Origin of the sequence: Massilia eburnea (genome assembly GCF_009720745.1) — a bacterium.
Taxonomy (GTDB): domain Bacteria; phylum Pseudomonadota; class Gammaproteobacteria; order Burkholderiales; family Burkholderiaceae_D; genus Rugamonas; species Rugamonas eburnea.
Genome location: NZ_WNKX01000016.1, coordinates 1 through 26,352, shown reverse-complemented (window position 1 = coordinate 26,352; position 26,352 = coordinate 1). Strand labels below are relative to the sequence as shown.

At 62.9% G+C, this 26,352-nt stretch carries 24 protein-coding genes and 2 pseudogenes; 15 read left to right on the top strand and 11 right to left on the bottom strand.

Annotation, left to right across the window (positions count from 1 at the left end; genetic code table 11):
* Positions 1–205 precede the first annotated feature (205 nt).
* From GM658_RS19230 to GM658_RS19210, 5 genes are all read left to right on the top strand, one after another.
* A complete protein-coding gene (locus tag GM658_RS19230; protein WP_155455686.1) occupies positions 206–1,957 on the top strand; it encodes an allantoate amidohydrolase in 1,752 nt (583 codons plus the stop codon).
* A gap of 146 nt (positions 1,958–2,103) precedes the next feature.
* Complete coding sequence (locus GM658_RS19225; protein ID WP_155455685.1) at positions 2,104–3,405, top strand: NCS2 family permease; 1,302 nt, start codon at positions 2,104–2,106, stop codon at positions 3,403–3,405.
* Positions 3,406–3,421: 16 nt separating this feature from the next.
* On the top strand, positions 3,422–4,909 hold the full coding sequence (gene xdhA, locus GM658_RS19220) for a xanthine dehydrogenase small subunit (RefSeq protein ID WP_155455684.1): 1,488 nt from the start codon (positions 3,422–3,424) through the stop codon (positions 4,907–4,909).
* Positions 4,906–7,251: a xanthine dehydrogenase molybdopterin binding subunit gene (gene xdhB, locus GM658_RS19215; RefSeq protein WP_155455682.1), complete on the top strand. Its 2,346-nt coding sequence runs from the start codon at positions 4,906–4,908 to the stop codon at positions 7,249–7,251. Before xdhA ends, xdhB begins: the two co-directional genes overlap by 4 nt.
* Positions 7,248–7,937 carry an MIP/aquaporin family protein gene (locus tag GM658_RS19210; protein ID WP_155455680.1) on the top strand — a complete coding sequence of 230 codons (690 nt, stop codon included), beginning with the start codon at positions 7,248–7,250 and terminating at the stop codon, positions 7,935–7,937. Before xdhB ends, GM658_RS19210 begins: the two co-directional genes overlap by 4 nt.
* Here the strand turns inward: GM658_RS19210 and GM658_RS19205 are convergent.
* The 11 genes and pseudogenes from GM658_RS19205 to GM658_RS19155 all read right to left on the bottom strand — a co-directional run bounded on the left by GM658_RS19205 (position 7,915) and on the right by GM658_RS19155 (position 17,706).
* Positions 7,915–8,931 (bottom strand): AraC family transcriptional regulator, encoded by a 1,017-nt coding sequence (locus GM658_RS19205; RefSeq protein ID WP_155455679.1) that lies wholly within the window; start codon positions 8,929–8,931, stop codon positions 7,915–7,917. The two genes, GM658_RS19210 and GM658_RS19205, sit on opposite strands and share 23 nt — an antisense overlap.
* Positions 8,931–10,001, bottom strand: a complete 1,071-nt coding sequence (locus GM658_RS19200) for an NAD-dependent epimerase/dehydratase family protein (RefSeq protein WP_155455677.1) — start codon at positions 9,999–10,001, stop codon at positions 8,931–8,933. The genes GM658_RS19205 and GM658_RS19200 overlap by 1 nt, the downstream gene beginning before the upstream one ends.
* Positions 10,002–10,079: 78 nt before the next feature.
* Positions 10,080–10,478: a hypothetical protein gene (locus GM658_RS19195; RefSeq protein WP_155455675.1), complete on the bottom strand. Its 399-nt coding sequence runs from the start codon at positions 10,476–10,478 to the stop codon at positions 10,080–10,082.
* Between the two features lie 66 nt (positions 10,479–10,544).
* A pseudogene (gene ribB, locus GM658_RS19190) lies at positions 10,545–11,176 on the bottom strand (3,4-dihydroxy-2-butanone-4-phosphate synthase).
* Positions 11,177–11,430: 254 nt separating this feature from the next.
* A complete protein-coding gene (locus tag GM658_RS19185) occupies positions 11,431–13,524 on the bottom strand; it encodes a flagellar biosynthesis protein FlhA (protein WP_155455673.1) in 2,094 nt (697 codons plus the stop codon).
* Complete coding sequence (gene flhB, locus GM658_RS19180; RefSeq protein ID WP_155455671.1) at positions 13,521–14,666, bottom strand: flagellar type III secretion system protein FlhB; 1,146 nt, start codon at positions 14,664–14,666, stop codon at positions 13,521–13,523. The genes GM658_RS19185 and flhB overlap by 4 nt, the downstream gene beginning before the upstream one ends.
* Positions 14,659–15,441: a flagellar biosynthetic protein FliR gene (locus GM658_RS19175; RefSeq protein ID WP_155455669.1), complete on the bottom strand. Its 783-nt coding sequence runs from the start codon at positions 15,439–15,441 to the stop codon at positions 14,659–14,661. The genes flhB and GM658_RS19175 overlap by 8 nt, the downstream gene beginning before the upstream one ends.
* Positions 15,442–15,447: 6 nt before the next feature.
* On the bottom strand, positions 15,448–15,720 hold the full coding sequence (fliQ, locus tag GM658_RS19170; protein ID WP_155455668.1) for a flagellar biosynthesis protein FliQ: 273 nt from the start codon (positions 15,718–15,720) through the stop codon (positions 15,448–15,450).
* A gap of 11 nt (positions 15,721–15,731) precedes the next feature.
* On the bottom strand, positions 15,732–16,478 hold the full coding sequence (fliP, locus tag GM658_RS19165; protein ID WP_155455666.1) for a flagellar type III secretion system pore protein FliP: 747 nt from the start codon (positions 16,476–16,478) through the stop codon (positions 15,732–15,734).
* Positions 16,475–16,846, bottom strand: coding sequence for a FliM/FliN family flagellar motor switch protein (locus GM658_RS19160; RefSeq protein ID WP_155455777.1), 372 nt, complete (start codon positions 16,844–16,846; stop codon positions 16,475–16,477). Before GM658_RS19160 ends, fliP begins: the two co-directional genes overlap by 4 nt.
* Positions 16,847–16,851: 5 nt before the next feature.
* Positions 16,852–17,706, bottom strand: a complete 855-nt coding sequence (locus tag GM658_RS19155) for a FliM/FliN family flagellar motor switch protein (protein WP_155455664.1) — start codon at positions 17,704–17,706, stop codon at positions 16,852–16,854.
* A 386-nt stretch (positions 17,707–18,092) separates the two neighbouring features.
* On the opposite strand from GM658_RS19155, the gene fliE reads away from it, so the two are divergent.
* The 10 genes and pseudogenes from fliE to GM658_RS19105 all read left to right on the top strand — a co-directional run.
* Positions 18,093–18,443: a flagellar hook-basal body complex protein FliE gene (gene fliE / locus GM658_RS19150; RefSeq protein ID WP_155455662.1), complete on the top strand. Its 351-nt coding sequence runs from the start codon at positions 18,093–18,095 to the stop codon at positions 18,441–18,443.
* 36 nt (positions 18,444–18,479) lie between these two features.
* Complete coding sequence (fliF, locus tag GM658_RS19145) at positions 18,480–20,249, top strand: flagellar basal-body MS-ring/collar protein FliF (RefSeq protein ID WP_170298879.1); 1,770 nt, start codon at positions 18,480–18,482, stop codon at positions 20,247–20,249.
* Positions 20,230–21,258: a flagellar motor switch protein FliG gene (locus GM658_RS19140; RefSeq protein ID WP_155455660.1), complete on the top strand. Its 1,029-nt coding sequence runs from the start codon at positions 20,230–20,232 to the stop codon at positions 21,256–21,258. Before fliF ends, GM658_RS19140 begins: the two co-directional genes overlap by 20 nt.
* Positions 21,258–21,968 (top strand): flagellar assembly protein FliH, encoded by a 711-nt coding sequence (gene fliH / locus GM658_RS19135; RefSeq protein WP_155455658.1) that lies wholly within the window; start codon positions 21,258–21,260, stop codon positions 21,966–21,968. Before GM658_RS19140 ends, fliH begins: the two co-directional genes overlap by 1 nt.
* Complete coding sequence (fliI, locus tag GM658_RS19130) at positions 21,965–23,275, top strand: flagellar protein export ATPase FliI (RefSeq protein WP_155455656.1); 1,311 nt, start codon at positions 21,965–21,967, stop codon at positions 23,273–23,275. The genes fliH and fliI overlap by 4 nt, the downstream gene beginning before the upstream one ends.
* Positions 23,272–23,709 (top strand): flagellar export protein FliJ, encoded by a 438-nt coding sequence (gene fliJ, locus GM658_RS19125; RefSeq protein ID WP_155455655.1) that lies wholly within the window; start codon positions 23,272–23,274, stop codon positions 23,707–23,709. The genes fliI and fliJ overlap by 4 nt, the downstream gene beginning before the upstream one ends.
* A gap of 87 nt (positions 23,710–23,796) precedes the next feature.
* Positions 23,797–25,194 carry a flagellar filament capping protein FliD gene (fliD, locus tag GM658_RS19120; protein WP_155455654.1) on the top strand — a complete coding sequence of 466 codons (1,398 nt, stop codon included), beginning with the start codon at positions 23,797–23,799 and terminating at the stop codon, positions 25,192–25,194.
* 12 nt (positions 25,195–25,206) lie between these two features.
* On the top strand, positions 25,207–25,593 hold the full coding sequence (gene fliS, locus GM658_RS19115) for a flagellar export chaperone FliS (protein ID WP_155455653.1): 387 nt from the start codon (positions 25,207–25,209) through the stop codon (positions 25,591–25,593).
* Positions 25,586–25,897 carry a hypothetical protein gene (locus GM658_RS19110; RefSeq protein WP_155455652.1) on the top strand — a complete coding sequence of 104 codons (312 nt, stop codon included), beginning with the start codon at positions 25,586–25,588 and terminating at the stop codon, positions 25,895–25,897. The genes fliS and GM658_RS19110 overlap by 8 nt, the downstream gene beginning before the upstream one ends.
* A 2-nt stretch (positions 25,898–25,899) precedes the next feature.
* Positions 25,900–26,352, top strand: a pseudogene (locus tag GM658_RS19105) (hypothetical protein); the annotation flags it as partial.

Here is a 26,352-nt window from a genome sequence, read left to right as displayed (position 1 = left end):
TAAATCAAACCCGGTAAGCCAGGGTCAGACCCAAGGGTCTGACCCGATTGATCACCGCCGCGGACTTGCGATACCTGAGTCGCACCAGATAGCCGATATCGGCCCAGCGTTATATCTCCCGCCTGCTGGGCCTCTATTATCAGTTTGCCATTCCCCAGAACACCTTACATGGAGCGGGCCGCTGCCAGCAGCGGCCCGAAGCACGATGACGAGCCTGAAGCGACTGAACACCTGCGACGCAGACACTTTTACCGAGATCCTGCACGGCCTGTACGAGCATTCCCCGTGGATTCCGCAGCGCGCCGCCGCGCAGCGCCCGTTCCGCACCATCGACGAATTGAAGCTCAGCTTGCAGCAGGTCGTCACGCAGGCAACGAATGACGAACAACTGGGCCTGATCCGCGCCCACCCTGAGCTGGCCGGTAAAGCCGCCGTTGCGGGCGAACTGACGCCCGAATCCACCGGCGAGCAGGCCAAGGCAGGCCTGAACCTGTGCACCAAGGAAGAATTCGCGGCCCTGCAGGAACTGAACGCCAGCTATAACGCCAAGTTCGGCTTCCCCTTCATCCTGGCGGTGAAAGGCGGCGACGGCAAAGGCCTGTCGCGCCAGGCCATCATCGCCGCTTTCCGCCGCCGCCTGCGCAACCAGGCCGACGACGAGCAGCGCGAGGCGCTGCGCCAGATCCACCGCATCGCCGAAATGCGCCTGAATGCCCTGCTCTCCTACGTGCCGCACATGGGCCGCGACATCATGGACTGGGCCGAACAGATCGGCGCCATGAGCGAGGACGAACAAGGCCTGACCTGTACCTACATGACGCCTACGCACCGCAAAACCGCCAACCAGTTGGCAAAATGGATGCGTGAGGCCGGCATGCACGCCCACATCGATGCGGTGGGCAATGTGGTGGGCCGCTACCTCTCCACCGATCCCGGCGCGCGCACCCTGCTCACCGGATCGCACTACGACACGGTGCGCAACGGTGGCAAGTATGACGGACGCCAAGGCATCCTGACCGCCATCGCCGTGGTCAAGCACCTGCATGAAACCGGCGAAACCCTGCCCTTCCACCTGGAGGTGATCGGTTTTACGGAAGAGGAAGGCGTGCGCTTCAAGAGCACCTTCCTCGGCAGCAGCGCAGTGATCGGCCAGTTCGATCCCAAGCTTCTCGACTTGCGCGACCGCGACGGCCAGCAACTGCGCGACGTATTGACCGACGCTGATCATGACGTCAACGCCATCGCCGCCATTGCGCGGGACCCGGCCGACCTGCTCGGCTTCGTGGAAGTGCATATCGAGCAAGGCCCGGTGTTGCTGGAGCGCGGCCTGCCGGTCGGCGTAGTCACTTCCATCGCCGGCAGCAAGCGCTATCTGGTGGAACTGAAAGGCGTTGCCAGCCACGCCGGCACCACGCCCATGCCAATGCGCAAGGACGCCGCGGCAGCCGCCGCAGAAATCATCCTGTACGTCGAGCAGCGTTGCGCTCAGGAGCAGGAGTCTGCTCTGGTGGGTACCGTCGGCCAGCTGCAAGTCCCGAACGGCTCCACCAATGTGATTCCGGGCGCCTGCACCCTCTCGCTCGATATCCGCGCCGCCAACAACGCCGCGCGCGATGCCGCCGTGGACGACATCCTCGCCCACATCCAGGAAGTGTGCGAAAAACGCCACATCACCGCCAACATCGAACAGACCGTCGCCGCCGACTGCGCTCCTTGCGCACCGCGCCTGATGGAGCAGTTGGCAGCCGCCGTGGAGCGACATGGCATCCCTGCCTTCCACCTGGCTTCCGGCGCCGGCCACGACGCCATGCTGATGGCGCGCGTCACTGACGTCGCCATGCTGTTCACCCGCTGCGGCAACGGCGGCATCAGCCACAACCCACTGGAAACCATGACGGACGACGACGCCGACCTTTCGGCCCGCATCCTCCTGAGTTTCCTGCGCAACTATACGTAAAACACGATAGCCCATATGCCCTGGCATATAAGCCGAAAAGGAGAGCTTCAACGATATTGTTAAAACAAGCAGCGTAAGGTCGCCATATTTGTCCGCCCGGAGAGGCGGAATTTCGGGCGCTAAAAACTAAACGGAGACAACCCAAAATGCAATTCCTGGAAAACTATTTCAAGCTCAGTGCGCACGAGACCACCGTCCGCACCGAGGTGCTGGCCGGTATTACCACCTTCCTGACGATGGCTTACATCATCTTCGTCAACCCATCCATCCTCGGCGACGCCGGCATGCCCAAGGACTCGGTCTTTGTGGCCACCTGCGTGGCGGCGGCAGTCGGCACCTTGATCATGGGCCTGTATGCCAACTTCCCTATCGGCTTGGCGCCTGGCATGGGCCTGAACGCCTACTTCGCTTACGGTGTGGTGGCCGGCATGGGCTTCCCATGGCAGGCGGCGCTGGGCGCGGTCTTCATTTCGGGTTGCTGCTTCATGATCGTCAGCCTGCTGAAGATTCGCGAAAAGATCATGAATGCCATTCCATCTTCGCTGCGCATTGCCATTCCGGCCGGCGTAGGTTTGTTCCTGGCGCTGATCTCCCTGAAGAACGCAGGCATCGTGGTATCCAGCCCTGCCACCTTCATCACCATGGGCGACCTGCATAAGCCGGCGCCGGTGCTGGCCATCGTCGGCTTCTTCATCATCGTGGCACTGGACCGCCTGCGCGTCACCGGCGCCCTGCTGATCGGCATCATGGCTGTGACGGTACTGAGCTTCTTCTTTGCCGGTAATGCCTTCCACGGCATCGTCTCCGTCCCGCCTTCGATCGAACCAACCGTGCTGAAACTGGACATCATGGGCGCGGTCTCGCACGGCCTGTTCAACGTGGTGCTGGTCTTCTTCCTGGTTGAACTGTTCGATGCGACCGGCACCCTGATGGGCGTCGCCCAGCGCGCCGGCCTGATGAAGGACGGCAAACTGCCTAAGAACATGAACAAGGCGCTGCTGGCCGACTCCGGCGCGATCATCGTCGGTTCCGTGATGGGTACTTCGAGCACCACCGCCTTCATCGAAAGTGCAGCCGGTGTGCAAGCCGGCGGCCGCACTGGCCTGACTGCCGTTACCGTGGCCCTGCTGTTCCTGGCAGCCCTGTTCATCGCTCCCTTGGCTGGCGTGGTTCCAGCTTATGCCACCGCACCGGCACTGTTCTTCGTCGCTTGCCTGATGCTGCGTGAACTGACCGAGATCAACTGGGCCGAAACCACCGAAAGCGTTCCAGCCGTCGTCACTGCGCTGGTCATGCCATTCACCTACTCGATCGCCAACGGCCTGGCACTGGGCTTCATCAGCTACGCCGCGCTGAAACTCTTGACCGGCAAATACAAAGAAGTCAGCGCCATGATCTGGTGTGTCGCTGGCGTGTTCCTGTTTAAAACAATCTACATCGCAGGATAAGTAAGGAGTAGTAAAGATGTCTCAACCGATTCGTTTCTTCTACCAGGGGCGTGTGCAGGAAGTCGATTCCGCCGCCCCGACCCGTACGGTGCTGCAGCACCTGCGGGAAGACTTGCACTGCACCGGTACCAAGGAGGGTTGCGCCGAAGGTGACTGCGGCGCTTGCACCGTGGTCATCGGCTCTCTCGTGGACGGTGAACTGGAACTGCGCAACGTGAACTCGTGCATCCAGTTCCTGCCTACCCTCGACGGCAAGGCAGTCTTCACGGTGGAAGACCTGAAGCAGCAGGACGGCAGCCTGCACCCCGTGCAGGAAGCCCTGGTGGAATGTCATGGCTCCCAGTGCGGCTTCTGTACCCCGGGCTTTGCCATGTCGCTCTGGAGCCTGTACCTGAAACAGGAAGGCAAGACCGAACCGCCCTGCCGCAAGACGATCGACGAGACTTTGTCCGGTAACCTGTGCCGCTGCACGGGTTACCGCCCGATTATCGATGCAGCCGTCCGCATGGGCGAGCTGCCGGCCGTCAGCTTCGACCGTGAAGCGCTGAAGGCTATCCTGCAGGACCTGCAACGAGACACCATGTTCAGCTATACCCACGACGGCCAGACCTTCCACGCGCCGCGCACCCTGGCCGAGATGGCCGAACTGCGCGCCGCCAAGCCGGGCGCCACCATCCTGGCCGGATCCACCGACGTCGGCCTGTGGGTCACCAAACAGATGCGCAACCTGGGCGACGTGATCTACACGCGCCAGGTGCAGGAGCTGCACCGCATCGCCACCGTCGGCGGCAAACTGGAAATTGGCGCCGCCGTATCGCTGGACGATGCGTACCAGGCCGTGCTGGAACTCCATCCAAACGATTCACTGCACGAGCTGTGGCAGCGCTTCGCCTCGCAGCCGATCCGCAGCACCGGCACCCTGGGCGGCAGCGTCGCCAACGGCTCGCCGATCGGCGACTCCGCTCCGTGGATGATCGTGCTGGGGGCGGAAATCGTGCTGCGCTCGGACAAAGGCCAGCGCGTCCTGCCGCTGCAGGATTTCTACCTCGATTACATGAAGAAGGACTGGCAGCCGGGCGAATTCGTGGAAGCCGTGCGCATTCCGGCGCCGAAGGCCGGCCAGCAATTCCGTACCTACAAACTGGCCAAACGCTACGACCAGGACATCTCCGCCGTCTGCGCCGCCTTCGCGCTCGAGCTGGAAAACGGCGTCGTGCGCAACGCCCACATTGCCTACGGCGGCATGGCCGCAACCTCGCGCCGCGCTCCGCAGGCGGAGTCGGCCATCAACGGCCAGCCATGGAACGAAACCACCCTGTGCGCCGGCATGGAAGCCCTGGCGCGCGACTACACGCCACTGACCGACATGCGCGCCAGCGCCAACTACCGCATGCGTACCGCGCAAAACCTGCTGCGCCGCTTCTGGATGGAGACCCGGCCGGAAGGCGCCGTCTCGAACAATTACGTCAACGCTTACACATTCAAGGAAGGAGCCGCTGCATGAACAGCAAGTCCGAACAGTTCATGACACTCGGCGCCGCCAAGGGCTGGTCCGAAGTCGGCCAAAGCCACCCGCATGAATCGGCCATCCTGCACGTGCTGGGTGAAGCCGTGTACACCGACGACATCCCGGAGGCGCAAGGCACCCTGCATGCCGCGCTCGGCCTGTCGCCAAAGGCGCATGCCCGCATCCTCTCGCTCAACCTGGAGCCGGTGAGGGCCATGCCGGGTGTCGTGGCCGTCTACACCTGCAAGGACATCCCCGGCACCAACGACTGCGGCCCGATCATCCACGACGACCCCATCCTGGCGGAGGAGAAGGTGGAATACGTCGGCCAGCCAGTCTTCATCGTGGTGGCGGACACGCACGACAACGCCCGCCGCGCTGCCCGCAAGGCCGACATCCAGTACGAAGAACTGCCTGCCATCCTGACGCCACAGGCAGCGCGCGAGGCCGAATCCTACGTCGTGCCGCCAATGCGGCTGACGCGCGGCGATGCCCAGGCAGCGTTTGAGCGCTCGCCGAACGTCCTGAAGGGCAAGCTGCACGTCGGCGGCCAGGAACAGTTCTACCTGGAAGGACAGATCTCATATGCCGTTCCCAAGGAAGGCAACGGCATGCACGTCTACTGCTCTACCCAGCACCCGACCGAGATGCAGCACGTGGTCTCCCACGCCCTGCACTACCCTTCGCACGCCGTGGTGGTGGAATGCCGCCGCATGGGCGGCGGCTTCGGCGGCAAGGAATCGCAGTCCGCGCTGTGGGCCGCCTGTGCCGCCGTCAGCGCCGCGCACCTGAAGCGCCCCGTCAAGCTGCGCGCAGACCGCGACGACGACATGATGGTCACCGGCAAGCGCCACTGCTTCTACTACGAATACGAGATCGGCTACGACGAGCAGGGCCTGATCACGGCTGCCAAAGTGCAGATGGTGACGCGCGCAGGCTTTTCGGCCGACCTCTCCGCCCCTGTCGCGACCCGCGCCATCTGCCACTTCGACAATACCTACTACCTGTCGGATGTCGACATCCGCGCCATGGCCGGCAAGACCAACACCCAGTCCAACACCGCCTTCCGCGGCTTCGGCGGACCGCAGGGCGCCATCGCCATCGAATACATCGTCGATGAAATCGCCCGCAACCTGGGCAAGGATGCGCTGGACGTGCGCAAGCTGAATTTCTACGGCCGCAACGATGAAGAAGGCCGCAACATCACGCAGTACGGCCAGAAGGTGAAGGACAACGTCATCCACGAGCTGGTGGCGCAACTGGAAAGCGAGACGGACTACCGCGCCCGCCGCGAAGCCATCCGCACCTTCAACGCCAGCAGCCCGGTGCTGAAGAAAGGCCTGGCGCTGACGCCCGTGAAATTCGGCATCGCTTTCAACGTCACGCACTTCAACCAGGCCGGCGCCCTGGTGCACATCTACGTCGATGGTTCGGTACTGGTGAACCACGGCGGCACGGAAATGGGCCAGGGCATCAACACCAAGGTATGCCAGGTGGTCGCCCACGAACTTGGCATTCCGCTGTCCAGCGTGCGCGCCTCCGCCACCGACACCAGCAAGGTCGCCAACACCTCCGCCACCGCCGCATCGACCGGCGCCGACTTGAACGGCAAGGCCGCGCAGGACGCCGCGCATACCTTGCGCAAGCGCCTGGTGGAATTCGCAGCAAAATCCTTCGGGGTCGCCGCTGAAGAAGTCATCCTGGCCAACGGCACCGTATTTGCAGGCGAAACAGTCATGCCATTCGCCGACCTGATGCAGAAAGCCTACCTGGCGCGGGTCCAGCTCTGGTCCGACGGCTTCTACGCCACGCCAGGCCTGAGCTGGGACCGCGAGACCATGAGCGGCAACCCGTTCGGCTACTACGCTTACGGCGCGTCGGTGTCGGAAGTGATCGTCGACACCCTCACTGGCGAATGGAAGCTGCTGAAAGCCGACTGCCTGTACGACGCCGGCAATTCGCTGAACCCGGCCATCGACGTCGGCCAGGTGGAAGGCGCATTCATCCAGGGTATGGGCTGGCTGACCACGGAAGAATTGTGGTGGAACGCGCAGGGCAAGCTGATGACACATGCGCCATCGACCTACAAGATACCCGGCGTGTCGGACTGCCCGCAAGACTTCAATGTGCGCCTGTTCAAGAACCGCAACCCCTTCGACAGTATCCACCGCTCGAAAGCCGTCGGCGAACCGCCGCTGCTGCTGCCGTTCTCGGTCTTCCTGGCCATCCGCGACGCCGTGGCGTCGGTAGGCGATTACCGCTTCAACCCGCCGCTGCGCGCCCCGGCCACTGGCGAGGCCATCCTCGACGCGGTGGACGCGGTGCGCGCCATGGCATGACGCTCCCGCGCCGTGCCGCAGCGGAGGCCCTGGGTACAGGGCTGCTGCTGGCCATGGTGGTGGGTTCCGCCAGCATGGCCGACCGGCTAGCCGGCGGCAACGCTGCCCTCGCCCTGCTCGCGAACTCCATCGCAAGCGGGCTAGGCCTGCTGGCGCTGATCCTGACGTTCGGCGCCATTTCCGGCGCCCACTTCAATCCTGCCCTCAGCTTGTCGGAAGCCTGGCAAGGCCGCATGGACTGGCGCGAAACCCCGCCCTACGTGGCAGCCCAGGTGCTGGGCGCCTTCGCCGGTGTCGCGGCGGCGCACACGATGTTTGGCGAACCGGCATTCTCCGCCGCCGCCCAGGCGCGGACTGGCGCGGCGCAATGGTGGAGTGAATTCATTGCCACATTCGGTCTCATCGCCGTCATCAGCGGCTGTACGCGCAGCCGGCCGGCGATCACACCCTTTGCCGTCGCGGCCTATATCGTGTCGGCCTACTGGTTCACGGCGTCGTCCTCATTCGCCAATCCCGCCCTCACCCTCGCGCGCGCGGCGACCAGCACGGTCGCCGGCATCCGGTTCGAGGATGTTTCGGGCTACGTCGCCGCGCAGTTGCTCGGCATGATGGCGGCGACCGTCACGATGAACTGGCTGCATAGCCCCGCCGGCGCGCCCGCGTTCAAGCCGGTACCGCCACCTTGAGCTCGTGGCGGTAGGCGCCAGGCGTCACGCCCTGCCACTCCTTGAAGGCACGGATGAAAGAGTTGACGTCCTGGAAGCCGAGCAGGAATGCGATCTCCCCTTGCGCGATATGCGGCTTATGCAGGTAATGGACGGCAAGCTGCTGCCGTGTCGCGTTCAGGATATCCTTGAACGTCGCCGATTCCTCGCCAAGCTGGCGCTGCAAAGTGCGCTTGCTCATGGCGAGGCTCTTGGCCACATCCTCCACCGCATACTGGCCGGAAGGCAGTCCCTCCAGCAAGACTGCCTTGACCCGGTCGCTCATCGTCGCTGTTGCATCAAGGCTGGCCAGGCGCTTGCTCAAGCCCGCCTCGAAGAAATTCCACATCGATTCGTTCGCCGTCAGGAACGGACGCACACCATCTTCGCGCGCAAACGAAACGCTGATCGCATTCCCGGCCAGGGGCAGCACGCCAAAGAACTCGGCATAGCGTTCAAGATTTTCCGGCAACTGCGGCAGCGTAACGGCAACGGGAACCACCCGATGGCGCGTAGCCAGCCGTACCAGCTGCGTCATGAACACCGCCTCGGCCACCGCCATGGTGTGCGGCATCGGCCCGTCGGCATGGCACTCCAGCACAACCGACGTCCGCTCTTCTTCAATATCGACCAGCAGCGCCAGTGGCCCGATCAGCTTCTTGAATGCCGACAAACGCCGGAAAGCCACATTCAGGTTGGGGCTGCACAAGCAGGCGAAGATCGGCGGATCGAAAGCCTCCACCGAAATCGCCTGGCCTATCCTGATCGGCAAAGGCAAGGCATCCCCATCCCCCGACACCTGCTCCACCGCCCGCCACAATTTGAAATACTGCGGCGGCGAGATCGTGGCGTCCTGGCGCGCAAACAGGTCGGCGGGCAGCTCGGCCAGGCGCAGCACATGCGCCGGATCGATGCCCATGTCGGCGAGAACCAGCCTCCAGCCAGGATGCACGGTGAAATGGGTCGGGTACTTCATCAACGCTCCTTGGGAATCAGTCCATTGTCGATCATTTGCTGGAACATGTCGCGGATCGAGGTTTCCAGGGGACGATATACCATGCCGAGTTCCCGCACGCTCTTGCTGTTGTCGGCGCGCCAGGCATAGCCCACATTACGGCTCACGAACTTGCGCGTGGTGGCCTTGTCCACGATTGGCGCAACCAGCCAGACCAGCCACTTGGGCAAGTTCCGGCGCGGCACCGGATAGGCGTCAAATTTCGGCAGCAGGGCTTTGGCGATCCCCAGCAGCGAGGTGTTATGTCCCGAGATGATGTTGCGCCCCGCTGCCTTGGGCAGGAAAGCGGCGCGCAGGTGAGCTTCAGCCAGGTCGCGCACGTCCACCGCACCCAGGCCGAGATCGGGCACGCCAGCCTTCATCGTGCCATCGCCCATCTGGCGAATGATGTTGAAGCTCTCGGAGGTACCGTTCGGATTTACGCCCGGTCCAATCACCAGGCTTGGATTGACCACAACCAGGTCCCAGCCGGACTGGCTGCGCGCGATTTCCCACGCTTCGCGTTCCGCCACGGCCTTGGAATAGGAATACGGCGCATGATCCAGCGAAGAACTGCTGTTCCAAACGTCTTCAGTGAATACGCCGGCGGGCGCCGACTCGATGTCCGCATTGTCGCCATAAATTGCCGCGCAGCTGCTGGTCAGCACGACGCGCCTGACCGATGCGGTGCGCTTGGCAGTCTGGAGGACGTTACGGGTCCCCTGCAGGGCTGGATCGACCAGCTCCTTCTGCGCATCGCGGATGTTCAGCGTAAATGGGGAAGCGGTGTGGAACACGATGCCGCAGCCGGCCATGGCCGCTGCGTACGATCCCTGGTCCAGCAAGTCCGCTTTGAAGTAGCGCAGCGTACCCGGCAAATTTGCCGCCAGTTCGTCAAGGTGGCGGACTTTCTGCTTGTCGTCCGGGTCACGCACCGCGGCGTGGACCGTCACGCCCTCTTCCAGCAACCTCTTCACGACCCAGCCGGCCACGTAGCCGGTGGCGCCGGTCACCATGACTGGCTTGCTCTTATCAATTTCAATATTGTTCATTGCTGGCTCCAGGGGCTGAATAATCACAACGAGAGACTATCCCGCCCCCGGCGCCAAGTCACTGGCAAACCGCGTCAATCAACTAGCAAAGCGCGCCAATTTAAGGAGCTCGCGCTCCTGCGCCGCATTGACCTTCCCTCTGGTCTCCTCGATATATCCCTTCAAGGCATAGGAAGGATCGGGGCAATTTTCGACGGCAAAATGGGCCGGCGGAACGTCGCCGGCAATGACCCAATGGTATCGTCCGCGCTCGTTCGCAGACGGCACCACCTCGAACAGGAAGATGCCGATGAAGTCGGACATGCCCAGGCCAAAATAAACATTTTTCACGCCGGCACACCAAGCGAATGAATTCAGGTACAACTCCGCCTCTTCAAAGAGGGCAGTCAGTTGCTGGGTTTCTTCGAAATCGTCCCCGAACATCAATTCAACAGGTGTCAGCTTCGAAAAGTCTATCGCCACATCCGTGCTTGTCATATCGCATCCTCCATCCGAATTTAAGAGATTTGCGGAATGGAAAACCTATGTCAAGCGGCACACGATTCAGTGTGGCATTGCTTGTCGCCAGGCAATCAGTTCCGCGATGGTCAGGATCGGCATTCCGTGCAGCTGCGCAAACTGCTCGATGGCATCGCCGCGCATCATGGTGCCGTCCGGGTTCATCAATTCGCACAGGACCGCCGGCGGGGACAAACCGGCCAGGTGCGCGAGATCGACCGAGCACTCGGTGTGCCCGGCGCGCATCAGGACAGCGCCCGGCGTGGCGCGCAACGGGAAGACGTGGCCGGGACGAAGCACATCTTCGGGACGCGCGTTCGGCGCCGTGGCGGCGCGGATGTGGTCACACGGTCTGCGGCGGGAACACCGGTGGTCACGCCGTGCCGGGCTTCGATCGAGACCGTGAACGGGGTGCCGTATTTGCTGCCGTTTTCGGCGGTCATGGGCGGCAATTCGAGCGCACGGACTTTATCGGCGGTCAGGCACAGGCAGGCGATGCCGCTGCATTCGCGGACCATCAAGGCCATGGTTTCCACGGTCAGGCGGTCGGTGGCGACGATCAGATCGGCCTCGTTTTCGCGGTCGAAGTCGTCGAGCAGGATGACGGGGATGCCGGCCCGCATGGCGTCCAGCGCGGCGTGGATGCGGGATTCAGGGGATATGACGGGGGAAAACATAGGAAACGTCGGCCCTGGAGTTGCACCAGGTCTGCTGACCCTATCGGTATTGCGTGATAGGCGCTCGCGGGCTTGCACATTGCTGTTTTTACCGCCGGTGGGAGATTTTAACAGCAAACCCGGCAAACCTGGGTCAGACCCAAGGGTCAGACCCAGTACGGTCTCACAGCCGCGGGGTTAGTTCCAGGCTTTTGACTTTCGACGCAGATCAACATCGCACAACCGAAATCCTCGGCCGCGAGACCGTTGGGGGTTTAGCCAACCGTACCAATAATCGACACTTCGCGATTTTCCGGCACCTCGTTATACGACAGCACATGCAATCCCGGCGCAAACAGCCGTGCATAGCGCGCCAGTAACGGCCTGATTTGCGGCAGCACCAGCAACAACGGCGGCGTGGCCTGCTGCTTCATCTGCTCCCTTGCCACCGGCATATTCACCTGCAGCTGCGCCAGCAAATGCGGATCGATCGGATAATTATCGAGCACCACCTTGCCCGTCTGGCGCGCCTGGTTCAGCGACCCAAGCAGCATATTCTCCAGCTCTCCGCCCAGGTTAAACGCCAGCATCTCCGTCTTCTGCCCGAACAAACCCGACACGATCTGCCGCCGCAACGCACAGCGCACCTCCGCCGCCAGCAGGATCGGATCCTTGGTCGTTTCCGACGAATCGAGCAACGTCGTCGCAATCGGCACAATATCCTTCAAGGACACCGACTCCTGCAGCAGCACGCGGAACACCCGCAGCAGCTGCGTATGCGTCAACGCCTTATCCAGCGAGCCAGCCAGCTTGGGCGACAGCGCAGTCAAACGCTCCATCAACGCCGCCACATCCTCATGCCGGAACAGCTCCGGCAGGTATTCGCGGATCAGCTTCGACACATGGGTAGCAATCGCACTCGGCGCCTCCACCACCTGATAGCCCAGGCCCAGCGCATGCGCCTTGTCCTTCGGCTCGATCCAGGTCACCGGCATGCCGTACGCCGGCTCCACGCCCGGTATGCCATCGATCTGCCCATACACGTTCGGCGACGGAATCGCCATCAGCTTGTCCGCAAACACTTCCGCCAGCGCGATCGTCGAACCGCCCAGCACCACAGCATATTGGGTCGGCTTCAACCCCAGGTCATCGCGCACATTAATCTGCGGCAGCACCATACCCATCGCCTCCGACAGGCTTTGCCGCACACCGCGCAAGCGCTTGGTCAGCACCTCGCCGTGCGCCTTGTCGATCATGCCCACCAGCTTGTAGCCCAGCGAAACCTGCAGGGGCTGCACCACGGGCAGCGACTGCCATTCAAGTTCGGGCACCTTCTCTTCGCGCAGCGCCGCTTCGACAGCCGCAAGGTTGTCGGTCACCGGCACGCCCTGCCGCTGGTAGAGCCGCCAACCGACATAGCCAAGCACCGCCGCAAACGTCAGGAAGCTCAGTTTCGGCATGCCCGGCACCAGGCCGATAATCACCATCACCGCCGAAGCGCTGAATAGGACGTTCGGCGACGCGAGCAACTGGCTGCCCACCTGGGATTCGAAATCCGCTCCTTCCGATTCGGACACACGGGTCACGATGATCGCAGCTGCAGCGGACAGCAGCAGCGCTGGAATCTGCGCTACCAGGCCGTCACCAATGGTCAGCAGCGCATACTGCTTGAACGCATCGCCGAAGCTCATGTCCTGCATCAAAGTACCGATCGCGACGCCGCCGACGATATTGATGATCAGGATCAGGATCGAAGCGATCGCATCCCCCCGCACGAACTTCGCCGCACCATCCATCGCGCCATAGAAGTCCGCTTCGGTCGCCACTTCCTTGCGGCGCTGTGTCGCTTTCTCCTGGTTGATCAAGCCCGCGTTCAAATCCGCGTCGATCGCCATCTGTTTGCCCGGCAAGGCATCCAGGGTGAAGCGTGCCGACACTTCGGAGATACGCTCTGCACCCTTGGTCACAACGGCGAAGTTAATGATCATCAGGATCACGAACACCACCATACCAACCACATAATTGCCGCCAATGACCACCTGGCCGAACGCCTCGATCACCTTACCGGCGGCATCCGTGCCCTGGTGGCCGTGCAGCAGCACGACACGGGTCGAGGCCACGTTCAGCGTCAAGCGCGCCAGCGTGGTGGCCAGGATCACCGTCGGAAATACCGAGAAGTCCAGCGGACGCCGCGCGTTCACGCTGGTCAGGATCACGATCAGCGCGAGCACGATATTGAACGTGAACAGGACGTCCAGCAGGATCGGCGGCAGCGGCAGGATGATCATCGCCAGTATTCCGAGCAGGAAAACCGGCGTAGCGAGTTTGTGGCGGCCTGCTTCTGAGAACAAGCTCTTCAGGAAATTCATGTTGTTGCTGCCTCACTCATGGATGTTGGTACCGGAACCTGCGCCGCTTCCAGCGGATTGGGCTGCGATGGACGGCGGCCTTCGCGGAACGCCTTCAGCTGCAGCACATAATGCAGGACCATGGAAACAGCCTGGTACAACTGCACGGGAATCTGCTGGTTGACCTGGCTGGTGTTATAGATTGCGCGCGCCAGCGGCGGCAGGGACAGCACTTCCACCCCATGCTCCTGCGCCAGCCGCCTGATATACAGCGCCATTTCATCGACGCCCTTGGCCAGCACGTAGGGCGCCTCCGCGCGCTTCTCGTCGTACTTGAGCGCCACCGCATAGTGTTGCGGATTGACGATCACCACGTCGGCGCCCGGCACAATCTTGCGCGCCGAGCGTTCGGCCAGCGCACGCTGCAGCTGGCGGATGCGCTGGCGCACTTCGGGCCGGCCTTCCTGCGTCTTGTATTCTTCCTTCAGTTCCTGCTTCGACATCTTCTGCTGCTCGGCGAAGAAGTAAGCCTGCGCCGGCACATCGATGATGGCGAAGATGATGAACACGGCCACCATGGCCATCACGCCATTCAGCATCAGGTTCGCCCCCGACACCATGGCATCGGTCAGGCCCAGCCCCTGCAAGCGCGTATACTCGCCAATGGTGCTGGTGCCTACATGGACCAGCACCCAGCCCAGGATCGCCGCCTTGCCGATCGAAACCGCGATTTCAAAGCCGTGCTTCTTGGTGAACAGCCGTCCCAGGTTGCTGACCGGGTTGAAGCGTTCAAATTTGGGTTCAAGGTTCTTGGCGCTCATCACCCAGCCGCCCGGCACCATCGCGCCCAGGACGATAAACAGCGGCACCACGAACAGCGGCAGCACCATCTTCACCAGCAGGGCCGCGGAACTTAACCACACCGTGCTCATGACATTATCGAGCGCACCCTCGCCCTCCAGCGGCGCAAATGCCTGATGGAAGATTTCGCGAAACTCCAGCAGATAGGAAGGCAGCATGTAGACGAACAGCTTGAGCGAAACCAGGATGCCGATCGCCGTCGCCAGGTCGCGCGAACGCACCACCTGCCCTTCCTGGCGGGATTTCTTCAGCTTCTGCGCTGAAGCCTTCTCTGACTTGTCGCCGCCGCTGTCGTCAGCCATGTGGCACCATCTGTTGCTGGATCATGTCAAGCACCCGCCCCGTCATGCGGATGTAATGCTGTGGAATGAAGCGCACCACCTGGCCCAGCATCAACAAGCCAAAGATGGTGATCACCGAAAAGCCCAGCGCGAACAGGTTCAGCGTCGGCGCCACGCGGTTCAGGAAACCAAAGCCCAGCTGCACCACCAAGGCGGAAAACACGACCGGAATCGCCAGCAGCATCGCTGCCGAGAAAATCCACGCAACATTCCACGCCACGGTCTGCAGCAGCAAGGCGGTATATCCGCCGCCCAGCGGCCAGGCCTTGAAGCTTTGCCCGACCACGCCTGCCAGCAGCAGGTGGCCGTCCATCGAAAAGAACACCACGATCGCCAGCATCGACAGCAATGCCGATACCACGTCGGACGAGGTTCCGTTCAAGGGATCGTTCATCACCGCCATCGAAAACCCGACCTGGCTCGAGACCAGGTAGCCCAATACCGCAATCACCGACATCGAAAAATGGAAGGCCAGCCCGATCACGCCGCCGATCACCGCCTGTTCCAGCGTGACCGCGATGCCCTGCACCGAAATCGGATCGATGCCCGCCACGATCTGCCCCTGCGTCACCGGCAGCATGATGATGGCCAGCACCAGCGAGACCAGCAGGCGCACCGTCACCGGCACCATCATTTCGCCGATCACCGGTGCCGCGCTCAGCATCGCCATGCAGCGCACGAATGGCCACCAGATTGCCGTCAGCCACACCAGGAGGTTTGCCAGGACCTGTTCCATGGCCCGCTACCCCACCAGTGTTGCCGCGCGCTGGAATATGGAAACGCAATAATCCATCAGGTAGCCGGACATCCAGCGCCCCGTCAGGATAATCGCCAGCAGTGTCACCAGCAGGCGCGGCAAAAAGCTCAGCGTCTGTTCATTGATCTGCGTCGCCGCCTGCACCAGGGCGACCAGCAGGCCCGCGACCAGTCCCGGCACGACCAGTACCAGGACCAGGATCATTACAATATGCAGGGCCTCGATCACCAGGTCGACAGCCACGTCGGGAGTCAGCATCAGTTGCTCACCTAATAGGCCTGTATGCTCGTCACGAGCGTATTCACAGTCAATGTCCAGCCATCCACCAGCACGAACAGCAGCAGCTTGAAAGGCAGCGAAATCACCAGCGGCGACAGCATCATCATACCCATCGCCATCAGCACCGACGACACCACCAGGTCGATGATCAGGAACGGAATGAACAGCAGGCAGCCGATCTGGAACGCCGTCTTCAGTTCCGACAATACAAAGGACGCCAGCTTGACCGTGAACGCATGGTCGGCCGGATTGGTAATCGCATCTTCGCCCGCCAGGTGGGCGATCTGCTTCAGCGAAGCTTTGCTGGTCTGGGCCAGCATGAAGCGGGATATCGGTTTTTCGGCGATCAGCAGCGCATCCTGCAAGCCGATCTTGTTCTGGTCATAAGGCACGAAGGCGTCGCGCCATACAGCGTCGCCGATCGGCTTCATGACCAGCAAGGTGAGGATCAGCGCCACCCCAGTGATGACGCGGTTGGGCAAGCCCTGCTGCAAGCCGAGCGCCTGGCGCAGCAGCGACAGCACGATGATGAAGCGGGTAAAGCTGGTCATCATCATCACCATGACGGGCAGCAAGCCCAGCAGGGTCATGATGATCAGGATCTGCATCTTGACCGACAACTCGGTCTTCGCTCCCGGCACTACTCCGCCAAGCAGATCCTGGGCCCACGCAGGCGCGCAGGCGCACAGCAGCACTGCCCCGGCCGCCAGGCCGGGCATCAGGCGGCGCAAGGTCATGGCGCCATCATGTCCAGGTTCAAACCGTCCAGATCGATGACCTTCAGGCCGTAGTTTTCACCCGCAACTACCACCTCGGCGCGGCCGATGGCCGTGCCATTGACCTTGATGGTCAGCGGCTCGCCGGCGAGCATGTCCAGTTCCACCACGCTGTCGGGGCCGATCTGCATCAGGTCCTGCAGCGACAGGCGGGCCGAGCCCACCTCCAGCGTCAGCGTGACAGGAATCTTGCGCATCATGGCCGGCAGGTCGCGGCGGCCGGCACGCGGCGCCGGAACATCGCTCAAATCCTGCGACACCTGGTCGATGATCATTTCTTCCGACATATCGTCCAGCATGGAATCGTTGGCGCCGTTCGGGTTATTCATCATGTTCATTCGGAGTCTTCAAAAGAGGTTAAGCAGAGTTTGCCCTTGTGCTCAGTTACCGCAGCTGTAAACAGGCGGGAGTCTTCGAGCATGACGTCTGCCCTGTGCAGGCTGATGGGGATCACATCGCCTACACGCAAGTCGAACATGGCGCCCAGCGTGGTCTCTTTCGACACCAGCCGGCCGCTCAGTCCGACCTGGAGCCGCGCCGCCAGCGGCCCCGGATTCTTGTTGCCCTTCTTGCTGGCGTCGCGCTCGGGAAGCAAGCCGCGCAGCACATCGCCCATCACTTGCTTGTCGAGCGCAAACCAGGCCTTGCCCTGCAGCTCGCCATCGCTCAGCGAAACGGTAACGACCCAGCTGCCTTTTGCCGGTTGGGCACTATTGCCTGCCTTAATGTTTTCTTCTTCGCCAAGATCCCGGCCGCCGTTGGGCAGGTTGCTTTCAATGCGTGCGGCCAGGATGCTGGCCAGCTGTTGCCCGAGCACCACAGCCAGACGTTCCTCTGTTGCGGTAACGCGCACTGCCTGTTCGTCAACAGCTGCTTCGCCGCGCGTCGCGCGGCCATATCGGTAATTCAATACGCTGAGCAGGAGCTTGCGTTCCATCGCAAAGCCGAGCTGGCCCGACGGTGATGCAAAACCCAGCCAGCGCTGGCGCGCCTCGCTGCCGTCAAGGCGACTGAAAGTCACAGCGTCCACCTGGCAAGTGCCCCAGTAACGGCGATGCACATTGAGCCGCATGGACTGGGCCAGGTCGTCGCGCAATTGCGCAGCGAACTCGGGCAGCCGATGGACGGGCCGCCCCAGCAGGCAGGGGTCTAGAACTTCGTATCGCACAGTACTTTGAGTGGAATTCATGGTGTGCCATCCGTCCGCTTTAATCGTATCGCAAAGTTATCCGCTCGGGATGATCTGGTAAGCGTAGAATAACTCAAATCCCTCCGTATTGCCATGGATCAAGTATCTCGTCGGTCAAAAAGACTTTACAGAAAAGTTTCCAGCCGGTAAGCTTCATTGGTGCCTAGAAACGTCAGTTGGTTGCAAAAACTACTCTTAATGCATGATTTATAAAAGGTTTTGCATTTTGTAAGCGGTTGTTACGGGCACGAATTCGCGCTACACTGCATGTTCCCGTGCGGCACTATTTAACATTTACTCCATATTGTTAGTTACTGCCTGGAAGTTAATTCAGTTGCAGTAAAAACAATGCTCTGTGAGCGCTGCGCAACTACTTGAGGTGTCTTATGGCAAATGAATTCGCCGGCCTGATCAAGGCCGACCTGGCAGCCCTGAACAATGCGGCTTCCGAACTCGCCCAGCATGCCACGATCATCGCGCCGGCAGCGCAATTCAACGCACCCCAGCAAGGCGCCACCTTCTCCTTCGCACAAACGATGCAGGACGCCGTCGCCGGCGTGAATGCCCAGGACGTCAATGCCGGCCAGAAAATGGCCGACGTCGATGCCGGCCGCAGCGACGACCTCGTTGGCGCCATGCTCGCCAGCCAGGAAGCGAGCCTGTCCTTCCAGATGCTGATGCAGGTCCGCAACAAGGTGATGGGTGCGGTCGATGAATTGATCAAGCTTCCGCTGTAAGCTCCTATTACCGCCTTCCCTTTCGAAAGACCTGACGTGATTGCTAACCTCAAGTCCGCCTTCGGACGCTGGAAGGGCGCCGCGGCGCCAGCCGTACCGCCTGCTGTCCTGAAGAACCTCTACCCCTTGCTGCTGCTGGCCGTGGGGGTGACCGCGCTTGTGCTCATGGTGCTGTGGAAGGACCAGAGTGCTTACAAGCCCGTCTTCGGCCAGCGCGAAAAGGTCGCCACCGCCGACATGATGAATGTGCTCGACGCGGAAAAAATTCCTTACCGTATTCATCCGGAAACCGGCCAGGTGCTGGTGCCGGAAGGCAGGCTCGGCCAGGTGCGCATGACGCTGGCCGCAAAGGGCGTGACTGCGCAGCTGCCGTCCGGCCTTGAGCTGATGGACAAGAACGATCCGCTGGGCGTTTCGCAATTCGTGCAGGACGTGCGCTTCCGCCGCGGCCTGGAGGGCGAGCTGGCGCAATCGATCATGACGCTCGATGCGATTGCCCACGCCCGCGTGCACCTGTCGATCGCCAAGTCCACGTCCTTCGTTTCCAGCGATGGCGAAAAATCTTCCGCTTCCGTGGTGATCGCTACCAAGCCCGGCCGCACGCTGGCGCCGGAGCATATCGCCGCCATCGTCAATATGGTGGCGGGCAGCGTCGCTTCGCTGAGCCCGGCGCGCGTGAGCCTGGTCGACCAGTCCGGCAACCTGCTGTCTTCGCACGTCGACCTGAGCGAAGCCTTCGACGCTTCCACCGCCGGCAATGAAAACGCCAGGCACCAGCAGGACGAGATCCGCAACAACATCCATGGACTGCTGGGTCCTATCGTCGGCGAGAACAATTTCCGTGTCAGCGTGACGGCCGATGTCGACAACGACAAGGTCGAAGAAACCGTTGAAAAATACGGCGCCGATCCCAAAGTCACCAGCGAAGCGATGCGCGAAGAACAGGACCGCAACCGCATTGCCATGGGCGTGCCGGGCACCCTGTCCAACCGCCCGCCGCCGCAGCAGGCTGCCGATGCGACGGCAGCGGCCGGCGCCGCCGCTCCAGGAGCCGCGGGCCAGCTGCCGGAAGGCACCAACCGCAAGAATGCAACGACGCGCCAGTTTGCCTACGACCGTAGTATCACTTCCACCAAACGTGCCCGTGGCCGCCTGGTGCGCCAGAACGTCGCAGTGGTGCTGGCCCAGGCTGCGGCGCCCTTCCCCAAGACTGGCTGGTCGCCCGCTGAAATCGCCAACATCGACAAGGTGCTGCGCAGCGGCCTTGGCATCAACGAGGAACGCGGCGACAAGCTGGTGGTGAGCGCCATGAACTTCCCGCCGAAAGTCGCGGAAACGCCATGGTGGCAGGAGCGCGATACGGTGGTCGACTCGGCCAGCTGGCTGGGCTATGCAGTGGCATTGCTGCTGGCCTACCTGCTGCTGGCCCGTCCACTGCTGCGCCTGCTGACCGCGCGCTTCGCACCGCCGGCAACCGTGCCTGCGGCCAAGCCGGCACTGGCAGGCGCCGCAGCGCGCCAGGCCGAGCCGTCGATAGCGGCAGGCGGCGCGCCTGCCGTAGCGGGCGGCGCTGCAGCGGCGGCATTGGGCGCGCCGGAAGCGCCTGCCGGCGAAGGCAAGCCGGGCGCACTGGCCGGCAGCCAGATGCCGGTGGTGCCGCTGCTGGAAAACTACGATCTGCCGCCGCCCGGCTCGCCGGTCGACGTGATGGTGGACCACCTCAAGGTTCTGGCCGAGAAAGAGCCGGAGCGCGTAGCCGAAGTCGTCAAACAATGGATGCAGAAAAATGGCCGACCTCAACAATAACCTGGACCAGCATGACGAGCAGGGCTTGAGCCCGGTCGAGCAAGCCGCCATCGTGCTGCTGTCGATCGGCGAAGAGCCAGCCGCTGCCGTCCTGCGCTGCCTGTCGCGCGAAGAGCTGCTGGAAGTGACCCAGGTCATGTCGCGCATGAGCGGCATCAAGGTGGAAGAAGTGAAGACCGCCATGCAGACCTTCTTCGACGATTACCGCCAGCAGTCCGGCGTGCATGGCGCTTCGCGCTCCTTCCTCAAGCGCTCGCTGGACCTGGCGCTGGGCGGCGATATCGCGAACACCGTGCTGAACAGCATTTACGGCGACGAGCTGCGCCCGAAGATGGCGCGCCTGCAGTGGGCCTCGCCGAAATGGCTGGCCGACTACATCGCCAACGAACACGTGCAGATGCAGGCGGTGTTCCTGGCCTTCCTGCCGCCGGCGCTGGCCGGCCAGATCCTCGACGCCCTGCCGCTGGAAGGCCGCGACCTGGTGCTGCTGAATATGGCCCGCCTGGACGAGATCGACCGCGACCTGCTCTTGGAACTGGACGAGCTGGTCAACCGCTGCCTGTCCTCCTTCGATTCGCAATCGACCAGTGTGGAAGGCGTGCGCCAGGTGGCCGAGATCCTGAACCGCCTGCCGGGCAACCGCGCCCAGATCGTCGAGCTGCTGCGCGCCCACGATCCGGAAGTGGTGGAACAGATCGAAATGCAGATGTACGACTTCCTCATCCTGTCCACCCAGACCGAAGTCACGCTCACCCGCATCATCGAAGAAGTGCCGCTGGAGCAGTGGGCCATCGCGCTCAAGGGCGCCGAGCCGGCGATCCGCGATGCGGTGCTGAAGACCATGCCGAAGCGCCAGGCGCAAGCGTTCGAAGACATGATGCGCCGCGCCGGTCCGGTGCCGATGTCGCGCATCGAAGCGACCCGCCAGGAAATCATGGCCACCGTCAAGGCGCTGGCCGATGCCGGCGAAGTCGAAGTGCAGCTGTTCGCTGAAACGGTGATCGAATAATGAAACAGTTCCGCCCTTACCGCTTCCCGCCGCTGCAGCAGTACGTGCACACGCATGGCGCCAACGGCCAGCGTGGCGTCGGGCAAGGCCAGGTAGCCGACGCCGCGCAATGGCAGGCGTCGGTCAGCGAAGGCTTCGAGCAGGGCCAGCGCGACGGCTATGAAATCGGCCTGCAGCGCGGCCAGGAAGATGGTTTTGAAGCGGGCCGCCAGCAAGGCGTGGAACTGGGCCGCGAAGAAGGCCGCCAGGAAACCCTGGTCGGCTTCGACACCCTCGCACGCCCGGTGGACGGCATGCTGAAGTCGCTCAAGAAACTGCGCGCCGACTATCGCGCAGCGCAGCGCAAGGAAGTGGTGGACCTGGTGGCGAAAGTGGCGCGCAACGTCATCCGCGCCGAGCTCGCGCTGCAGCCGGTGCAGATCATGGCGCTGGTCGACGAGACCCTGGCCTCGATGCCGCCGACGCGCGACGAGATCGACGTCTACCTGAACCCGGAAGAAGTCAAACGCATCATGGAAGTCGATCCCAAGCGCGCCAAACGCTGGAACCTGATCGGCGATGCCCGCCTCGACTTGGGCGAATGCCATATCCGCGCCGGCGATACCGAAGTCGATGCCGGCTGCCACCAGCGTCTTGCTGCGGTCATGGAACAGGTCGATAATCAATTGCAGGCTGCCGATGGCGGCGACGACGCTGAGAGCGAAGAATGATTGCCGACGCACTGCGCAAACTGGAACTCGACGACGTTCCGCTGGCGACCCCGACTGGGCGCCTGGTGGGCGCTTCCGGCCTGCTGCTGGAGGCGACGGGTTGCAAGCTGCACACCGGCCAGCGTTGCCAGATCGAGACAGTCGACGGCAGCTGGCTTGAGGCGCAGGCCGTCGGCTTCCGCGAAAAACTCACCTTCCTCATGCCGTTCAAGAAAGCCGTTGGCCTGAGCACTGGCGCGCGCGTGCTGCCCACCAATGACAAGGGCAGCCTGCAGATCGGCGACAGCTGGCTGGGCCGCATGGTGAACGGCATCGGCGAACCGATCGACGGCCTGGGCAAGCTGGGCGGCGAACATGTGCTGGACGCGCAGCCGCCGCGCATCAATCCACTCAAGAAGCAGCCGGTCATCGACCCGCTCGACGTGGGCGTGCGCGCCATCAATTCCATGCTGACCCTGGGCAAGGGCCAGCGCGTCGGCCTGATGGCCGGCTCCGGCGTCGGCAAGTCCGTGCTGCTGGGCCTGATCACGCGCCAGACCGTGGCCGATGTAGTGGTGGTCGGCCTGATCGGCGAACGCTCGCGCGAAGTGCGCGAATTCATCGAAATGTCGCTCGGCCCGGACGGGCTGAAGAAAGCCGTGCTGGTGATCGCGCCGGCGGACGAGTCGCCGCTGATGCGCATCATGGCCACCGAGCTGTGCCACTCGATCGCGGCCCATTACCGCGACCAGGGCAAGAATGTGCTGCTGCTGGTCGACTCACTGACGCGCTACGCCATGGCCTTGCGCGAAGTGGCGCTGGCACTGGGCGAACCACCGGCCACCAAGGGCTATCCGCCCTCGGTGTTTTCCGCCCTGCCCCAGCTGGTTGAATCGGCCGGCAACGGCGAGAACCCCTACGGCAGCATGAGCGCGATCTACACCGTGCTGGCCGAAGGCGACGACCAGCAGGACCCGGTGGTCGACACCGCGCGCGCCATCCTCGACGGCCACATCGTGCTGACGCGCGAGCTGGCCGAACGCGGCCATTACCCGGCGATCAATATTGCCGCCTCGATCAGCCGCTGCATGAACCACGTGATCTCGCGCGAACACATGCTGGCCGCGCGCGCATTGAAGGCCTCGATGGCGCGCCACGAACGCGTGCGCGACCTGATCCCCCTGGGTGCCTACGTGCCCGGCGCCGATCCGGTGACCGACAAGGCAGTGAACCTGAATCCGCATATCGAAGAATTCCTGTGCCAGGGGACGCGTGAAGCAGCCCCTTACGAAAACTGCGTGGCCCAACTTGAAAGGTTGATGGCATGACCAACACCCAGCACACCATCCGCAGCCTGTCGACCCTGGTCGACATGCGCAGCAACGAAGTCGACCGCCTGCAATCGGAAATGGCCGCCAAGGAAAGCGTGCGCGAGCGCTACAAGAAGACGCTCGACAAGCTCACCGACCTGTACCAGAGCAGCGGCCCGTCCGGCCGCCTGCCGATGGCGCTGGCCATGAACTGCGGCGACTACAAGCAGGGCGTGATGGCCATGGCCGACAGCCAGCGCCTCAACCTGCACATGCACGAGGCCGACATGGCCGTGTCGCAGCGCGCCCTGACCGCCGCCTACGTCAAGCGCGAGGTGCTGGGCCAGGTCCTGGAACGGCACCAGGATGCGGCGGCGACGGCGCAGCGCGCGCAAGAGCGCAAGCGCCATGATGAATTGGCAACCCAACTGTGGTACCGCGGACATAAATGAAAGACTGAACGGGATATTTCATGAAGTCATTACTTTGGTCGCCTCTTACCTTGGTACACTTCATTTAATTTCCTCGGAGCACGAGAAATGGCTACTTCTGTCCCTACCTACGACCCTAAGACCACGGCCCAGCAGCTGGCCCAGATCTACACCCAGGGCCGCCAGTCGATGATCGACGCCCAGACCGCTAGCGCAAACGCTATCGACAAGGCGCTCAACACGCTCAGCCTGGCGATGGGCACCTTCCGCAGCTCCCTGTCCGCGATGTCGTCCACCGGCTCGGTCGTGTCCAATAAGGCAACATTCAGTTCGGACGTCGGCACCGCCACCGCCAACGCAACGGCAGTGGCCGGCAATTACCAGTTTTATGTCGAGCAGCTGGCCACGGCAGGCCAGGTGTCGTACAGCGGCATCACCAACTCCAGCGTCACCGGCGCCGCAGCAGGCTCGCTGGCGGTGAAACTGGCCGACGGCAGCAGCTTCACTGTCAGCCTGGCGAACGGCGACAAGGATGCAAACAATGTCCTGACGGCTCAGGAGATTGCTGCCGCCATCAATATGGAGGCGACCAATAATTCCCGCGTGACCGCCTCGACCTTGACCGTCAACGGCCAGACCCGCCTGGTCCTGACCTCCAACCTGACCGGCCAGAACAATAGCGTGGCCGGCATCGACACCACCAGCCTCGGCGACGCCAATCTGCAGAGCCAGCTCGGCGACCCGAATATGGTGGCCACGGCCGGTACCGATGCCGTGGTGTGGGTCGGCGCCCAGAACAGCGCGCCAGCCAACAAGATCACGCAAGCGTCGAATACCTTCAATGTGGTGGACGGCGTCGCGATGACCTTCACCAAGGCGCAGGCCGCCGGCGCCCCGCCCGTCACGCTGAATGTGGCACGCGACAGCGGCGGCACCGCCAGCAATGTGCAGAACTTTGTCGACCAGTGGAACAAGATGATGGGCACACTGGCCGACCTGACCGCGGCTGGCGATGCGGCCAAAGGCAAGGACAGTGGCATTTACGCTTCCGACGCCGGCATTGCGTCGCTGAAATCGCGCATGCAGTCGCTGCTGCGATCCACAGTCGGCGGCGCCAGCCTGGTCACCTACGGTATCACCGCCCAGCGTGACGGCACCCTGGCGCTGGACAAGACGCGCATGGACAAGGCCCTGGCCACGAATCCGACCGGCCTGGATGCCATCCTGGGCAAGGTCAGCCTGACGTCCCCAAGCGGCGTGCTGGGCAATCTCGATGCACTGATCAACAGCTGGACCAAGGTCGGTACCGGCCAGCTGGCCAGCCGCAAGGACGCCAACGCGCATTTGCAAACCGAGCTGACGGCCCGCCAGGCCGCCCTGCAAACCCAATACGACAACGCTTACAACCGCTACCTGGCCCAGTTCACCCAGCTGCAAAGCCTGCAGTCGCAGATGAGCGGCACGACCAGCATGTTTGAAGCGATGTTCAGTAAATCCGATTCCTGAAGGTTTTAAAAAATGGATCACGAAGCCTACGGCAGTTACCACGCCACCAACCTCGAGTCCCAAACGGCCCGCGCCACGCCAGTCGAACTGGTGCTGGTGCTGACCGATGGCTTGCTGGAAGAGCTGGCCCGCGCCCGCGGCCACATCCTAGGCAAGCGCTACGAGCAGAAAGCGCTGAGCCTGGACAAATGCACGGAAATCATCAATGGCCTGGCCAGCTCGCTCGACTTTGAACAGGGCGGCGAAGTCGTGGCCAACCTGGGCCGGCTGTACGACTATTGCGCGGCCCGCCTGTACCGTGCCGGCGTCGACATGGACCCGGCTGTCATCGACGAGGTAGCAGGTTTGCTGACCACGATCCGCGCCGGCTGGCAGGGCGTGCATGACAAACATGGATAGGCACCAGACGCTGCTGCAGCTGGCTCAGCAGCTGAGCGCCGCCACTGCCGCCAAAGACTGGCCGGCGCTGGCGGCGATTAATACTTTGATGGGGGCCACCCTACCCCAACTGGCAGCGCAAGGCCAGTGGACGCCGGCTGAGCGCGCTGCGCTGGCCGCCTTGCGCGATGTGCACCTGGCGGCCGCTGCCAAGGTTGACGGCGCAGCCGTCGAGCTGGGCCAGCATTTGCAGGATATGAGCAACAACAGAGAGGGATGGCTGGCCTATGCCCTCAACAGCGGCGACGCTGCAACCGGAACCTGAGCATGATGAACTTGCCCGCGGCTAGCGCCGCCCCAGCACCAAGCGCCGCAGCGAACGCCGCGAAAGGCGCAAACGCCGCCAATGCGGCGAATCACGGCCTGCCGCCGCCAGCCGCCAACAGCGCCAGCAGCGCGCAGGCGGCCGATGCCGGCCAGCCCGCGCCCGCCGCCAAGCCTGCGGACACCGGCGCAGCGCAAGGCAGCTCGGACAGCAGCGTCGCTGCCGTGCTTGGCGCTGCAGCGAAGGTTGTGCCGGGCCCGTTCGGCGCGATCCTCGACGCGCTGGCGGACGCGGCCGATACCAATGGCGAGGCCGGCAAGGCGAGCGAGAAAGACGCCGGCACGGACGATCACGCCGCCGCGGCAGCCGTCGCCACCATGCTGCCCGCCATGGGCGCCCTGCCCCAGCCCGGCGCACCGGGCGCTACCCCGGTCAGCGTAGCCGCCGTGGCCGCC

Excerpts from the sequence above, each read along its gene's own strand:
- flhB (WP_155455671.1), bottom strand. The coding sequence starts at position 14,666 with ATGGCTGACGACAGCGGCGGCGACAAGTCAGAGAAGGCTTCAGCGCAG.
- GM658_RS19140 (WP_155455660.1), top strand. The coding sequence starts at position 20,230 with ATGGCCGACCTCAACAATAACCTGGACCAGCATGACGAGCAGGGCTTG.
- fliJ (WP_155455655.1), top strand. The coding sequence starts at position 23,272 with ATGACCAACACCCAGCACACCATCCGCAGCCTGTCGACCCTGGTCGAC.
- GM658_RS19175 (WP_155455669.1), bottom strand. The coding sequence starts at position 15,441 with ATGGAACAGGTCCTGGCAAACCTCCTGGTGTGGCTGACGGCAATCTGG.
- xdhB (WP_155455682.1), top strand. The coding sequence starts at position 4,906 with ATGAACAGCAAGTCCGAACAGTTCATGACACTCGGCGCCGCCAAGGGC.
- GM658_RS19210 (WP_155455680.1), top strand. The coding sequence starts at position 7,248 with ATGACGCTCCCGCGCCGTGCCGCAGCGGAGGCCCTGGGTACAGGGCTG.
- fliQ (WP_155455668.1), bottom strand. The coding sequence starts at position 15,720 with ATGCTGACTCCCGACGTGGCTGTCGACCTGGTGATCGAGGCCCTGCAT.
- GM658_RS19205 (WP_155455679.1), bottom strand. The coding sequence starts at position 8,931 with ATGAAGTACCCGACCCATTTCACCGTGCATCCTGGCTGGAGGCTGGTT.
- GM658_RS19200 (WP_155455677.1), bottom strand. The coding sequence starts at position 10,001 with ATGAACAATATTGAAATTGATAAGAGCAAGCCAGTCATGGTGACCGGC.
- fliH (WP_155455658.1), top strand. The coding sequence starts at position 21,258 with ATGAAACAGTTCCGCCCTTACCGCTTCCCGCCGCTGCAGCAGTACGTG.
- fliI (WP_155455656.1), top strand. The coding sequence starts at position 21,965 with ATGATTGCCGACGCACTGCGCAAACTGGAACTCGACGACGTTCCGCTG.
- GM658_RS19160 (WP_155455777.1), bottom strand. The coding sequence starts at position 16,846 with ATGAATAACCCGAACGGCGCCAACGATTCCATGCTGGACGATATGTCG.
- GM658_RS19230 (WP_155455686.1), top strand. The coding sequence starts at position 206 with ATGACGAGCCTGAAGCGACTGAACACCTGCGACGCAGACACTTTTACC.
- GM658_RS19155 (WP_155455664.1), bottom strand. The coding sequence starts at position 17,706 with ATGAATTCCACTCAAAGTACTGTGCGATACGAAGTTCTAGACCCCTGC.
- GM658_RS19185 (WP_155455673.1), bottom strand. The coding sequence starts at position 13,524 with ATGAATTTCCTGAAGAGCTTGTTCTCAGAAGCAGGCCGCCACAAACTC.
- fliE (WP_155455662.1), top strand. The coding sequence starts at position 18,093 with ATGGCAAATGAATTCGCCGGCCTGATCAAGGCCGACCTGGCAGCCCTG.
- GM658_RS19110 (WP_155455652.1), top strand. The coding sequence starts at position 25,586 with ATGGATAGGCACCAGACGCTGCTGCAGCTGGCTCAGCAGCTGAGCGCC.
- GM658_RS19225 (WP_155455685.1), top strand. The coding sequence starts at position 2,104 with ATGCAATTCCTGGAAAACTATTTCAAGCTCAGTGCGCACGAGACCACC.
- fliD (WP_155455654.1), top strand. The coding sequence starts at position 23,797 with ATGGCTACTTCTGTCCCTACCTACGACCCTAAGACCACGGCCCAGCAG.
- GM658_RS19195 (WP_155455675.1), bottom strand. The coding sequence starts at position 10,478 with ATGACAAGCACGGATGTGGCGATAGACTTTTCGAAGCTGACACCTGTT.
- fliS (WP_155455653.1), top strand. The coding sequence starts at position 25,207 with ATGGATCACGAAGCCTACGGCAGTTACCACGCCACCAACCTCGAGTCC.
- fliP (WP_155455666.1), bottom strand. The coding sequence starts at position 16,478 with ATGACCTTGCGCCGCCTGATGCCCGGCCTGGCGGCCGGGGCAGTGCTG.
- xdhA (WP_155455684.1), top strand. The coding sequence starts at position 3,422 with ATGTCTCAACCGATTCGTTTCTTCTACCAGGGGCGTGTGCAGGAAGTC.